The organism is Enhydrobacter sp. (assembly GCF_030246845.1).
In the GTDB taxonomy this organism is placed as follows: Bacteria; Pseudomonadota; Alphaproteobacteria; order Reyranellales; family Reyranellaceae; genus Reyranella.
The window spans coordinates 3,252,326-3,264,265 of record NZ_CP126889.1; the positions used below are offsets into that span (position 1 = coordinate 3,252,326).

Consider the following 11,940-nt stretch of genomic DNA (forward strand, 5'->3'; position numbering starts at 1 on the left):
GTCTTCGCGAAGCAACTCGGCCGCATCCTGCAGACCTGCACTAGTCGGCGGCCTCCCTGTGCGGTGTCGCGCAACCACCCGCCAGCGTGGGTTGAGGCGCCTGCACGGAAGCTTCCACGGAAACGCGCTCGAGCCAGATCTCACGGCACCACAGATGGATCGCGCGCGGACAAAACATCCGGCGGCCGCTGTAGAGTGACTTGCAGACGACACCGTCCAGGATGACGGCTGGCGTCTTCATCCGCCGCATGCGCCCGCTGCGCTCGTCGACGAAGCGCTCGATCCGGGCACCGACGCGGAAGACCTTGCCGCAGTAGGGCACGAGCTCGGCGTCGAAATAGAGGCCCCGGTTGTAGAACCGCGTGTCCAGCGTGGCGCGAATCTCCTCGTGGCTCTTGACCCGCACCAGATCGCCCGGCTTGAGGTCCAGATCGTCTCTGGGCGTGAGCTGCCCCGCGGGAATCTTCCCCTCGGCGCGCGGAAACGGAATGCCCCCCGTGACGGCCTGGAACCTGTTGTACAGCCAGCGGGCCGGCCGGCCCCATCGCTCGCTGAAGGCCAGCGTTCCGTAGTAGTAGAGGAGATACCAGAGCCCGCGACCGACTTGCGGGAGCGTTCTGTTGCCCGAGGTGTAAGCCTCGACATATTGCCGCGCATCCCACCACTTGAGCGGCCTCGTATAGTTCAGCAATTCGGTGGCTTGGCAGGAGTATATTGTCTCGCCATCGGTGCCCTGGTGTTGGACCGCCTGCCGAACGTCCGCCTCGGTGCAACCATCATCGGCGCGCGAATGGGCCAAAGCGCGCGCGGCATCCGCATCGCCGATCGGCTTGAGCCACGCATTCTTCCAGAACAGCAGGCAGCCTGCCTGACAGCCGCCATGTGCAAGCCCATCGCATCGGATGTCGAGATGCACCGCATCCGGCAGATGGAGACCGCCATAGTCGCCGCTCACCGTATCGCAGGTCTTGTATGCGTTCGCCTGGACACGGAATCGCTGCCCGCAGTAGTTGAACATCTGCGGCATGAAGGGCAGCCCATCCAGGCGGCCTTCCTTGTCGAGGGTGCGGAGGATTTCCTCTTTGCTCCGCACCTCGACCCAGTCGCCGGTACGCACTTTCATTTCATATATCGCCCTTTCGGACGCGAAGCTTAAGATCCGAGGGCATGTTAGGCGCATGCCTTCGCTGCGGCTGCGTTCAAAAGGAGCGGCGGACCTCTTCTTGAGGGGTAACCCCGGCGGGAGCGTCGAGATGCGCGCGGCACGGAAGGCGGCTAACTTGCGACGTCTCGCAGCCGAAGCATCGACATGGAGGAAGGAATGGACAACGACGCCAAGAAGACGGTCCTGCGCATGATCCCCTACGGGATCTATGTCCTGACGGCCGCCGACGGGAAGGACAAGATCGCGGCGGCCACGGTGAACTGGGTGACGCAGTCGGCCTTTGCCCCGCCGCTGGTCGTGGTCGGCGTCAAAACCGATTCGGGCGCCTACCAGATCGTGAAGTCAGCCAAGACCTTCGCCCTGAACATGCTGGGCAAGGACCAGAAGGGACTCGCCTTCACCTTCTTCAAGCCGGCCAGCGTGGCCGACGGCAAGATCAGCGGGCAGGCGTATCGCACCGGCACGACCGGGGCGCCTATCCTCACCGACGCCCCGGGCGCCGTCGAATGCCGGGTCACGAGCATTGTCGAGCAGGGCGACCATCACATCGTGGTCGGCGAGGTGGTGGAGGCCCATCTCCAGAAGCCGCCGACCGGACGTCCCGATGCCGCGATCCTCGAAATGAAGGATCTCGGCGACACCGTCTTCTACGGCGGATAGCCCGAGGCCTCAGGCCCTGTCCTGGCCGCCGAGATAGGCGTCGCGGATACGCGGATCGGATCGCAGCTCGGCGGCCGGGCCGTCGAGCACGATCCGCCCGGTCTGCAGCACATAGGCGTGATGGGCGATCTCGAGCGCGAGGCTCGCGTTCTGCTCGACCATGAAGACCGTCGCGCCCTCGCGGTTGATCGCGGCGATCAGGTCGAGCACACGGTCGACCCAGAGCGGCGACAGGCCCATGGTGGGCTCGTCCATGCAGATGAGCTTCGGCCGGCCCATCAGCGCCCGCGCCATCGCGACCATCTGCTGCTCGCCGCCCGACAGCGTGCCGGCCCGCTGGCCCAGCCGCCCGGCGAGCTTGGGAAAGAGGTCGAGGATTCGATCGAGGTCCTGGCCGATGGCGCGTTCGTCTTTTCGGGCGAAGGCGCCCATCAGCAGGTTCTCGCGGACCGTCATTTCGCCGAACAGACGGCGCGCTTCGGGCACCGATCCGATGCCCCGGCGCACGATCTGCGGTGTCGGCAGGCCGGTGATCGGCTCGCCGCCGAGGCGCACGATGCCGGAGGCAGGTTTCACCAGGCCCAGGATGATCTTCATCGTCGTCGACTTGCCGCTGGCATTGCCGCCCAGCAGGCAGACGATATGGCCGCGGCCGACGGTCAGGCCGAGGTCGAAATGGACCTGCACCGGGCCGTAGAACGTATTGATGCCTTCGAGCGTCAGCAGCGGCTCGACGGGCTTGGGCGCGATGGCTGTGGCGGCGGTCATTCGGCGGCTTCCTGCGAGACGGCGGGCCGATTGGCCGCGCGGTCGCGGCGATGGCCGAGATAGGCTTCGATCACAGCGGGATCGTTGCGCACGTCGTCCGGCGGGCCGTTGGCGATCACAGACCCTTCGTCCATCACCACAACGCGATCGGAGAGTTGCATCACCATGTCGAGCTTGTGCTCGATCAACAGGACCGACAGGCCGGACCGCTTGAGGTCGCCGATCAGCGCCTGCATCTCGGCCGTCTCGGTCTGGTTCATGCCGGCGGTCGGCTCGTCGAGCAACAGCAGCCGCGGGCCCAGCGCCAGGGCGCGACCGATCTCGACGCGACGCCGGTTGGCATAGGAGAGGCTGTAGGCCGGATGGTCCAGGCGCGGCAGCAGGCGCTCGCCGAAGCGCGACAGGATTTCCAGCGCCTTCTCGCGCATGCGCTTCTCCTCGGCCACCACGGTCCCGGGACGGATCAGCGCGAGAGCGAGCTCGGCGAACGGCGAGAGGAGGTCGAGCGGGAAAGGCCAGCGCGGCCGCACTGCCTTGAAGCGCACATGGGCGCCCACCAGGACATTGTCCATCACGCTGAGATTGGCGAACACGCGGCCATGCTGGAAGGTGCGCGCGATGCCGAGCGCTGCCAGGCGCTCCGGCGAGAACCGCGTGATGTCCCGACCCATGAAGCGCACGGCGCCACCATCCGGATCGTCGAGGCCGGTCATCAGGTTGAACAGCGTGGTCTTGCCGGCGCCGTTGGGGCCGATGATGCTCACGAACTCGCCCTCGGCAAGGTCGAGATCGACGCCCGCGACGGCGGTCAGGCCGCCGAAGCGCCGGGTGAGGCCGCGCACTTCGAGCAGGGGAAGGGGCGCGCTCATACCGTCCCCAGCAGCCCTTGCGGGCGGAAGCGGATCAGGAGCAACAGCACCAGGCCGTAGATCAGCATGCGGTACTCGGCGGCAATGCGGAAAACCTCCGGCAGGCCGACCAGCAGCACCGAGCCCACGATCGCTCCCGCGACATTGCCCATGCCGCCCAAGATGACAATGGTGAGGGCCAGGATGGAAAGCTGGCTGTTGAAGGTCTCGTGGTTGATGTACGAGTAGAGGTGCGAGGTGATGCCGCCGCTGATGCCGGCGGCGAAGCTCCCGACGGCGAAGGCGAGTGCCTTGTAGCGGTCGAGGCCGATGCCATAGGAGCGCGCCGCGATGTCGTCGTCGCGGACGGCGCGCAAAACGCGGCCGAGATGCGAGCCGAGCAGCCGCAATTGCAGCGCCGCCAGCACGACCAGGACGGCGAGTGCGAACCAGTAGACCGACCGGTTGCTGTCGAGCTCGATGCCGAAGATGGAAAGCGGCGGAATGCCCGAGATGCCGATCGGCCCGCGCGTCAAGCCTTCCCAGTTGAGGATCACTAGCGACACGATCTCGCCGATCGCCAGCGTGGCGATCGAAAGATAGTGGCCGCGCAGGCGGAAGGACGGGAAAACGAGGGCCGTGCCGATCGCCGCCGCGATCAGGCCGGCGCAGAGCAGGGAAACGCCGACCGGCACTCCGAGATTGATCGACAGCAGCGCGGAGGCATAGCCGCCGATCGCCAGCAGTGCGGCGTGGCCCAGCGAGATGAGGCCGACCGTTCCGGCGATCAGCGTCAGGCTGAGGCCGAGCAGACCATAGAGCCAGGCGTTGGTAAGCGTCTGCAGGACGTAAGGATCGGGCAGCACGACCGGCAGCAGCGCCGCAGCCAGCGCGAGCGCGATCAGGACGCGATGGGGGACACGTACCGGCCTGCTCGGGGCGATAAAGGTGCCGGTCATCGGCTCGGGCGGCGTCTGTCGCCCCGAGGCGAACAGGCCGTTGGGCCGCAGCACCAGCACGGCGACCAGCAGGATGAAGGCGAACAGATTGCGGTAGCTGGTGCCGAACAGGGCGATGCCGTAGCTCTCGACCAGCCCCAGCAGCAGGCTGCCGGCGATGGCGCCCGGCACGTTGCCGACGCCGCCCACCACCTGGGCGACGACGCCCTTCAGCGTCGCCTGGAAGCTCATCGAGGGATCGATGTAGTTGTAGTACATGCCGACCAGCAGCCCGCTCAGGGCGCCGAGGCCGGAGGCGATGGCGAAGACGGTACGGTTAATCGCGTCGACGTTGACGCCCATCTGCTGCGCGGCGTCGCGATCCTGCGCCGTGGCGCGCACCGCCCAGCCGAGCCTGGTGAAGCGCAGGAAGCTGTAGAGCAGGCCGGCGCTGGCGAGCCCGATGGCGGCGATCAGGATGTCGAGCGCACCGATCGTGCCCGAGCCGACCTGGAAGCGGCTCTGCAGGAGCTCGCTCGGCACGGCGCGCGGATCGGGCGAGAAGGTGAGCTGAACGAGCTGATCGAGCACGAAACTGATGCCGATGGTCGCCAGGAGCGGCGCGATATGGGCGTAGCCCTGCAGCGGTCTCAGGCCGAACCGTTCGATGCCGAGGCCCAGCAGCGCGCCCACCGCCACGGCGATCAGGATGGTGAGCGGCAGCGGCGTGCCGAACTGCGTCACCGCCACGAAGCCCGCATAGGCGCCGACGACATAGACCGAGCCATGCGCGAAGTTGATCAGGCGGGCGACGCCGAAGATCAGGGCAAGCCCCACCGCCAGCAACGCATAGATGTTGCCGATGATGATGCCGTTCAGCGTGTAGTCGAACCAGGAGGACACGGGACAGGCTTCAGCGGATGGCCGACCCGCCCTCATAGATCGCGAACCTGCCGTTCTTGACGACAAGGTCGACATTCATCGCGCCGCGGACCCGGCGCGTGTTGGGATCGAACGTCGCCTTGCCGAAGATGACGCTCGGCACGTCCTTCACTCTGGCGAGGCCGTCGTGGATCGCTTTGCGGTCGGTGCCCGACTCGCGCATCACCTGCGCCATCAGGATCATGGTGTCGTAGGCATAGGCGTTGAAGGCGTCCGGCTCCTTGTCGTACCTGGCCTTGAACTTGGCGATGAAGGCGCGCACCTCCGGCCGCGGATCGTCCGGGAAATAACGCGACGCCGTGAAGATGCCCTCGACGGCGTCGCCGCCCAGCTCGATGAACTTGGGCGAATAGACCGAGCTCGCCGCGACTGTCGGCAGCTTGACTCCGACCTGCTGGAGCTGGCGCGCGATCAGTGCCGCATCGGAGTAGTAGGAGATCAGCATCAGCCCGTCGGGCTTGGCGTCTCGCACCCGCACGATGGTGGAGCGGAAGTCCTTCTCGTCGGGCATGTAGCCTTCGGTGGCGACCACCTCCGCACCGTCCTCCTTGGCCGCCTTCACGAAGATGTCCTTGCTGGTGCGGCCCCAGTCGGTGTTGAGATGCAGCACCGCGATCCGCTTCAGGCCGAGCCGCTTCACGGCAAGCGCGGCGCTGAGCGGCTGCTCGTCGGCCTGGCTGACCGAGTTGCTCCACATGTAGTCGCCGCCCTTGGTGAAATCGGGGTGCGAGTTGGTGAAGCCGAACTGCACGAGCTTGGCGCGCTGGTAGATCGGCGATGCGGCCATCGAGGCCGGGCTCGAGAAGTCGCCCAGCTCGGCCACGATCCGCTTGTCGGCGACGAACTTCTGGGCGACGGCGACCGACTGGCGAGGATCGCTCTGGCTGTCCTCGAAGATATAGGCCAGCGGCCGGCCGTCGATGCCACCCGACCCGTTGATCTCGTCGAGCGCGAGATCGAAGCCCTGCTTCCACTGGGCGCCGTACTGGGCGTTGGGCCCGGTGAGCGGCCCGCTGACGCCGAGATAGACGGGATCGCCCTTGGCCGGACCCGCTCGCGTGCCTGCGGGCGCGATGGCGAGGCCAGCGAGCGCGGCGGCGCCGGCCAACAGGTGACGACGGGGGAGGGTGAGCATGCAGGCCTCTCGGCAGGACTTGGTGACGGACAGGAGGCCGCGAACCTGTCAGCGGCACCGGCGTGGGGAAAGAGAATGTTCGCGTCGAAAAGCAGCCGACCGCCACCACATCCTCTTCCGCCATGCCGCCGTGGCAGCAAGATCTGTGCAAAGACCATCGTCAACGATCGAGCTTTTCGCGCGCAAGCGGAAAAGCCTTGCGCTAGAAGGGATGGACGAAACCGATAGGGATACGCGCCTGATGACCGATGATCTCTTTGCCGAGCTGCGCAAGATCGACACGCCCACCATCACCAACGTGGTGGCGACCTATCCGAAGAATCCGCTGTGCCTCGGCCTTTACAATCCCTGGACCGAGAACTGGTACACGGATACCTCCATCCGCTGCATCTACCCCGAGCTGGGCGCCACCATCGGCTATGCCGTCACCTGCGTCTATGGCCTGCCCGACCCCAACTTCTCCGGCAGGCTGAGCTTCATGGATGTGGTCGACGCGCTCGACGCCATGAAGAAGCCGACCGTTCTCGTGATCCAGCAGAAATGGCCGCCTGAGCTGCACAACAAGGCCGGGCTCGCCGGCGAGATGATGGTGAGCTCGATGATGGCCGTGGGCTGTGTCGGCCTCCTGTCCAACGGACCGTCGCGCGATGTCGATGCGATCCGCAAGCTCAGGTTCCAGCTCCTGCTGGGAGGCGTGACGGCCGGGCACGGCGAAATGGCCGTGCAGGCGGTCAACGTTCCCGTGTCGGTGGGCGGCATGGACGTGGCGCCGGGCGATCTCGTTCACATGGACGAGAACGGGGCGGTGAAGTTTCCCGTGCAGCATGCCGAGGCGGTGCTGAAGAATGCCCGCGCCATGCTCGACGACGAGGCGCGCCGCCTGGTGCAGATCCGCAAGGCCCGGACCGCCGCCGAGGTCCGCGCCGCCAATTCCGGCGGCGCCTATACGCAAAAGAAGGGGTAGCAAACATGGCCGAGCTTTCCAGGGATCTCCGCGCGGCGCTGGCGCGGGTCGGCACCTCGACCCTCACCGGCGTCCTGAACCGTCGCGGCTTGCGCAGCATGACCCTGTTCGATGTCTGGCCGCTCAGGCCCGAGCAGCCGGCCATGGTGGGTATCGCCTACACCATGCGTTTCATTCCGTCGCGCGAGGACATGGACGGCCCGACCTCGACCAACCGCTCCCGGATCCAGCCGCAGGCGATGGAGGAATGCCCGCCGGGCCACGTGCTGATGATCGATTCGCGGGGCGATTCGCGGGCGGCGTCCGCCGGCGACCTCTATGTCGGGCGGCTGAAGGCGCGCGGCGCGGCCGGCATCGTCACCGACGGCGGCTTCCGCGACACCAACGGCATCTTCAAGACCGGATTGCCGGCCTACCACCGGAGGCCCTCGTCGCCGCCCAGCCCGATCGCCCACCGCCCGGTCGACCTGCAGCTTCCGATCGCCTGTGGCGGCGTCGCCGTCTATCCCGGCGACATCGTCGTCGGCGATCGCGATGCGGTCCTCGTGATCCCGCCCGACATTGTCGAGGCGGTCGCCGAGGAGGCGGTGAAGAACTACGAGTACGAGGAATTCGCCGAGCTCGAGGTGGCGCGCGGCCGTTCGCTCAAGGGCCTGTTTCCGGTGGCAAGCGAGGAGGCCAAGCGCGACTACGAGGAATGGAAGAAGAAGGGCGGCAAGAAGAAGTAGGCGAAGGCGTCAGACCTTCGCCATCACCTCGCCGGTGAAGCGTTTCATTTCTTCCAGCATCGCCGCGACGCTATCGCCGCCGAAGCTGAGATCGATGGCGCCGACGCCGAGCGTCGCCAGCGCCCGGATGTCGCCGGCGATGGCGGCAGCCGCACCGGAGAAAAGACGGCGCTCGCCGTCGCCAGCCTTGTCCGGCAGCGCCGCGCCGTAGCGCGGGAAACGGAAGGCAAGTCCGATCGACCGGGGATCGCGGCCCGCCTCGGCGGCGAGCCTGCGCAGCTTTTCGACGCCCGCCTGGAAGCGCGCCAGGCTGTCGAGCGGGAAGGCGGGATTGCTGCCGATGGGATACCAGGCATCGCCCAGCCGTGCGGTGCGGCGCAGTGCCGGTCCCGACTCGCCGCCCACCCAGATCGGGATGCCCGCCTTCTGCGCGGGCTTGGGCGCGAAGACGACGTTGTCGAAGCGCACGAACTCGCCGGAGAACTTCGGTCGCTCCTTGGTCCAGAGCTCGCGGAAAGCGGCCACGTACTCGTCTGTGACCTTGCCGCGCCGGTCGAAATCGGGTGCATCGATCGCCTCGAATTCCTCCCGCATCCAGCCGGCGCCGATGCCGAGCGTCAGGCGTCCGCCCGACAGCACGTCGATGGTCGCGAGCTGCTTGGCCGCCAGCACGGCCGGTCGGTGGGGCACCACCATGACCGAGGTCACGAGCCTGAGCCTGGAGGTGCGGGCGGCGACAAAGGCGAGCTCGATCAACTGCTCGTTGCGCTCGCCATTGCCCGCGGTACTGAACTCGCCGCTCTCGCTGTAGGGATAGCGCGCCTCGATGTCGGTCGGGATCACGACATGGTCGCTGAAGGTGGCGTAGTGATAGCCGAGGTCCTCGGCACCGGTCGCGAGCCGCGTCAGATTGTCGGCACTCGCGAGCGGGCCGGCGGTGGGCGCGCTGAATCCGATCTGCATCGTTTCCTCCTCAGGCCAGCGAGGTGCGGATCTCGAGGCCGCGCTTCAAGGTAAGCGTGACCGGCGTGCGCTCGGCGATCTCGGCCATGCGCTTCCTTTGCTCCTCGTCCACCTTGCCTTCGATCCGCAGCCGGCGATCGATTCTCTGATTGTCGCCCTCGCGCACGAAATGCACGTCGGCATGGACCGCCTCGACCGGCCAGTGCTTGCGCTCGGCATACATGCGCAGCGTGATCACCGTGCAGGCTCCCAGCGCCGAGGCCAGCAGGTCGTACGGCCCCGGGCCAGAGTCCTTGCCGCCCAGCGCGGGTCCTTCGTCGGCATTGAGCCGATGACGACCCGACGTGATGGTCGTTTCGTAGTTGGTCGTGCCGATGCTCGCCGTCGCGTGGGCCATGCCGCGGTCCTCTCCGTCAGTTTGCCGCGGCGGCCAGTCTAGCGGCATCGGCCAAATCCCGCTTCCCGCTCGGGGGGGCTCTGGCGTGGTCGCCAAAAATATCGTATTATCAGCAAATTATTTGATATTCTTTTAGTTATTTCGGAGCTTTCCATGGCCGTTGCTTCCGGCCTTTCCCTCTCCCCCGATATTCAGGCCAAGCCCACACGTCCCCTCTGGACGCCGTCCTGGCCGTTGCTGATGGGGCTTGCCGCGTTCGCCTGGCTCGCCGCCTGCAAGGGCGGGCCTCTGCTGGCCGATCCGGACACCCACTGGCATATCACCGTCGGCAACTGGATCCTGCAACACGGCACTGTTCCCCGGGTCGACATCTATTCCTTCACCTTTGCCGGGCAGCCATGGATTGCCAAGGAATGGCTGTCCCAGGTGGTGCTTGCCGCAGCCTACGATCTCGGCGGCTGGGGTGGCGTGGTCGCCTTGGCTGCCGCCGCTATTGGGGTGACGTTCGCTCTGCTGCTGCGCCTGCTGCTGCGCGATCTGACAGCCTTTCCGGCCGTCCTGTTCACGGTCGCGGCTTTCGCGATGACGAGCGTGCACTTCCTGGCCCGCCCGCATGTGCTCGCCTTTCCGTTCATGCTGTGGTGGGTGGCGGGCCTGGTGCGCGCGGTGGAGGAGCGGCGCGCTCCGAAGCCGTTGCTGCTGGTCGCCATGCTGTTCTGGGCCAACCTTCATGGCGGCTTCACTCTGGGGCTGCTGCTGGCGGGCGCCATGGCACTCGATGCGCTGGTCGGCGCGAAGGACGGCGCCGAGCGGCGTGCTTTGCTCATCGCGTGGGCGAAGTTCGGTGTGGCGGCCGTCCTGGTGGCCTGCATGACGCCGTACGGGCCGGAATCGATGCTGGTCACGCTGCGCATCTTCGGCCTCGGCGACGCGCTGGCGACGATCTCGGAATGGAAGCCGCCCAACTTCCAGCAGCAGCCGATCCAGGAGCTCGTCCTGCTGATCGCGCTCTATCTCGTCCTGTCGCGGGGGTTGAAGCTGCCGTTGATCCGTCTGCTGATCGTGATCGGTCTGGCGCACCTCTTCCTGCGCTATGTCCGCAATGTCGAGCTGCTGGCGATGCTGACCCCGCTCGTGATCGCGCCAGTGCTGGCACGGCAATGGCCGTCGCTGCGGCCGACCGCCAGCGCGACGGGTCGGCTGGCTGCGCTGGCGCGGCCGGCCGGTCATGGCGTCGTTGCCGTATGCCTCTCCCTGACCGCGCTGCTGGCCGTGGGGCTGACGCGGCCCGGGTTGGTGACCGCCTCGAAGGCGACGACACCATCGGCCGCGCTCGAGTTCGCGCGCGAAGCCGGTCTCAAGGGACATGTGTTCAATCACTACGGCTATGGCGGATATCTGATCGAGTCCGGCGTCCCGACCTTCATCGATGGTCGCGGCGAACTGTTCGGCGGCGACTTCATCAAGCGCTATGTCGGCGCCGTGAACCTGCACGGCGATGTGTCGCTGGAAAGCATCCTCGATCAGTACAAGATCGAGTGGACCCTCCTCGCCAAGGACCTGCCCGCCAACAAGCTGCTGGCGCTTCTGCCCGGCTGGCGTCTGGCCTACAGCGACGATCAGGCGACGATCTACGTCCGCGACCGCTAGTCCCTCAGCAGGATCCAGGTGCAGTGGCCGAGGGCGCAAAGTCGGCCGCTCTCGGTATAGAGGGCGGTTCCTGAATAAAGCTTGCGGCCTTCGGCGCCGAGCTTCCAGCCGACCACCGCGCAGCGTTCGCCGACGCGCGGCGGGTCGATGATCCTGGCGGTCATGCGGCCGGTGAGCGCTGGCCGCCAGTCGTCCGGGTCCTGCACCGCCCATGCGCCGGGGCAGTCGAGCGTTCCCCAGACGAACTCCCGCCGGATCCGGCCGTCGCCGTCGGCATGGGCGGCGTGCGGCACGTAGCAGGAGAGCGACCGGCCGGTGTCGGGTCCCGATGTGCCGAGCACGCGCAGGCCGTCGCCGACGGCACGGCCGCGTCCGCAGACGATGCAATAGTGGAAGTCGCTGTCCTCGAAGCTGCCGCCGTCGTGCTCGCGCTGCATCACGTCGGTCCAGTCGCTCGGCGCGGGCGGCGGAGAGAGGTGATCGACGGAACCGGCACGCGCCTCGCAGATCAGCGTCTCGCCGTCGCGAAGCTGCAGACTGCCGTTCGACCTGTGCAACGCCAGCGGGCGTTCGAGGGGAATCGGTGCTCGAAAAGTGACCTCGACCGCGCTGTCGGGCGCAAAGCGCCGGGCAAGCAAGCCTCCGACATAGCCACCGTTTCCCGACAGGCGCGGCCCGTTGAAGCCGCGTTCGACAATCAGCGTTTCGTTCACGATCCCTCCGCGGCGCGGAACGTGGCGCGCGCATGTCGCAATTGCAAGCCTGCCGGTCGGCAAAGCGCT

At 66.9% G+C, this 11,940-nt stretch carries 12 protein-coding genes; 4 read left to right on the plus strand and 8 right to left on the minus strand.

What is annotated here, in order from left to right; all coding sequences use genetic code 11:
• Nucleotides 1-40 precede the first annotated feature (40 nt).
• Nucleotides 41-1,123 (minus strand): hypothetical protein, encoded by a 1,083-nt coding sequence (locus tag OJF58_RS16280; protein WP_300778768.1) that lies wholly within the window; start codon nt 1,121-1,123, stop codon nt 41-43.
• A gap of 198 nt (nt 1,124-1,321) precedes the next feature.
• On the opposite strand from OJF58_RS16280, the gene OJF58_RS16285 reads away from it, so the two are divergent.
• Nucleotides 1,322-1,825 (plus strand): flavin reductase family protein, encoded by a 504-nt coding sequence (locus OJF58_RS16285; protein ID WP_300778769.1) that lies wholly within the window; start codon nt 1,322-1,324, stop codon nt 1,823-1,825.
• 9 nt (nt 1,826-1,834) lie between these two features.
• On the opposite strand, the gene OJF58_RS16290 is transcribed toward OJF58_RS16285, so the two are convergent.
• From OJF58_RS16290 to OJF58_RS16305, 4 genes are read right to left on the minus strand one after another with little or no spacing between them, the layout of a single operon-like run.
• The gene (locus OJF58_RS16290; RefSeq protein WP_300778770.1) at nt 1,835-2,593 is read right to left on the minus strand and encodes an ABC transporter ATP-binding protein; all 759 of its coding nucleotides are present in this window, start codon (nt 2,591-2,593) and stop codon (nt 1,835-1,837) included.
• Nucleotides 2,590-3,462, minus strand: a complete 873-nt coding sequence (locus tag OJF58_RS16295) for an ABC transporter ATP-binding protein (protein ID WP_300778771.1) — start codon at nt 3,460-3,462, stop codon at nt 2,590-2,592. Before OJF58_RS16295 ends, OJF58_RS16290 begins: the two co-directional genes overlap by 4 nt.
• On the minus strand, nt 3,459-5,282 hold the full coding sequence (locus OJF58_RS16300) for an ABC transporter permease (RefSeq protein WP_300778772.1): 1,824 nt from the start codon (nt 5,280-5,282) through the stop codon (nt 3,459-3,461). Before OJF58_RS16300 ends, OJF58_RS16295 begins: the two co-directional genes overlap by 4 nt.
• A gap of 10 nt (nt 5,283-5,292) precedes the next feature.
• Nucleotides 5,293-6,456: an ABC transporter substrate-binding protein gene (locus OJF58_RS16305; RefSeq protein ID WP_300778773.1), complete on the minus strand. Its 1,164-nt coding sequence runs from the start codon at nt 6,454-6,456 to the stop codon at nt 5,293-5,295.
• Nucleotides 6,457-6,697: 241 nt separating this feature from the next.
• On the opposite strand from OJF58_RS16305, the gene OJF58_RS16310 reads away from it, so the two are divergent.
• Together OJF58_RS16310 and OJF58_RS16315 are read left to right on the plus strand one after the other, a co-directional pair.
• Nucleotides 6,698-7,420 carry a hypothetical protein gene (locus tag OJF58_RS16310; protein ID WP_300778774.1) on the plus strand — a complete coding sequence of 241 codons (723 nt, stop codon included), beginning with the start codon at nt 6,698-6,700 and terminating at the stop codon, nt 7,418-7,420.
• A gap of 5 nt (nt 7,421-7,425) precedes the next feature.
• Nucleotides 7,426-8,148 (plus strand): ribonuclease activity regulator RraA, encoded by a 723-nt coding sequence (locus tag OJF58_RS16315; RefSeq protein ID WP_300778775.1) that lies wholly within the window; start codon nt 7,426-7,428, stop codon nt 8,146-8,148.
• Between the two features lie 9 nt (nt 8,149-8,157).
• Here OJF58_RS16315 and OJF58_RS16320 read toward each other — a convergent pair whose 3' ends face one another.
• Entirely contained in the window at nt 8,158-9,111 is a 954-nt protein-coding gene (locus OJF58_RS16320) for an LLM class F420-dependent oxidoreductase (RefSeq protein ID WP_300778776.1), read from the minus strand.
• A gap of 10 nt (nt 9,112-9,121) precedes the next feature.
• Nucleotides 9,122-9,508, minus strand: a complete 387-nt coding sequence (locus OJF58_RS16325) for an OsmC family protein (protein ID WP_300778777.1) — start codon at nt 9,506-9,508, stop codon at nt 9,122-9,124.
• Between the two features lie 153 nt (nt 9,509-9,661).
• Between OJF58_RS16325 and OJF58_RS16330 the strand changes: the two genes are divergently transcribed.
• The gene (locus tag OJF58_RS16330; RefSeq protein WP_300778778.1) at nt 9,662-11,158 is read left to right on the plus strand and encodes a hypothetical protein; all 1,497 of its coding nucleotides are present in this window, start codon (nt 9,662-9,664) and stop codon (nt 11,156-11,158) included.
• Here the strand turns inward: OJF58_RS16330 and OJF58_RS16335 are convergent.
• Nucleotides 11,155-11,871, minus strand: a complete 717-nt coding sequence (locus tag OJF58_RS16335) for a hypothetical protein (protein WP_300778779.1) — start codon at nt 11,869-11,871, stop codon at nt 11,155-11,157. The two genes, OJF58_RS16330 and OJF58_RS16335, sit on opposite strands and share 4 nt — an antisense overlap.
• Between the last annotated feature and the right edge of the window lie 69 nt (nt 11,872-11,940).

Bases quoted from the DNA above. Each gene is read 5' to 3' on its own strand.
- OJF58_RS16305 (WP_300778773.1), bottom strand. From the start codon at position 6,456: ATGCTCACCCTCCCCCGTCGTCACCTGTTGGCCGGCGCCGCCGCGCTC.
- OJF58_RS16285 (WP_300778769.1), top strand. From the start codon at position 1,322: ATGGACAACGACGCCAAGAAGACGGTCCTGCGCATGATCCCCTACGGG.
- OJF58_RS16315 (WP_300778775.1), top strand. From the start codon at position 7,426: ATGGCCGAGCTTTCCAGGGATCTCCGCGCGGCGCTGGCGCGGGTCGGC.
- OJF58_RS16330 (WP_300778778.1), top strand. From the start codon at position 9,662: ATGGCCGTTGCTTCCGGCCTTTCCCTCTCCCCCGATATTCAGGCCAAG.
- OJF58_RS16280 (WP_300778768.1), bottom strand. From the start codon at position 1,123: ATGAAAGTGCGTACCGGCGACTGGGTCGAGGTGCGGAGCAAAGAGGAA.
- OJF58_RS16295 (WP_300778771.1), bottom strand. From the start codon at position 3,462: ATGAGCGCGCCCCTTCCCCTGCTCGAAGTGCGCGGCCTCACCCGGCGC.
- OJF58_RS16325 (WP_300778777.1), bottom strand. From the start codon at position 9,508: ATGGCCCACGCGACGGCGAGCATCGGCACGACCAACTACGAAACGACC.
- OJF58_RS16320 (WP_300778776.1), bottom strand. From the start codon at position 9,111: ATGCAGATCGGATTCAGCGCGCCCACCGCCGGCCCGCTCGCGAGTGCC.
- OJF58_RS16290 (WP_300778770.1), bottom strand. From the start codon at position 2,593: ATGACCGCCGCCACAGCCATCGCGCCCAAGCCCGTCGAGCCGCTGCTG.
- OJF58_RS16310 (WP_300778774.1), top strand. From the start codon at position 6,698: ATGACCGATGATCTCTTTGCCGAGCTGCGCAAGATCGACACGCCCACC.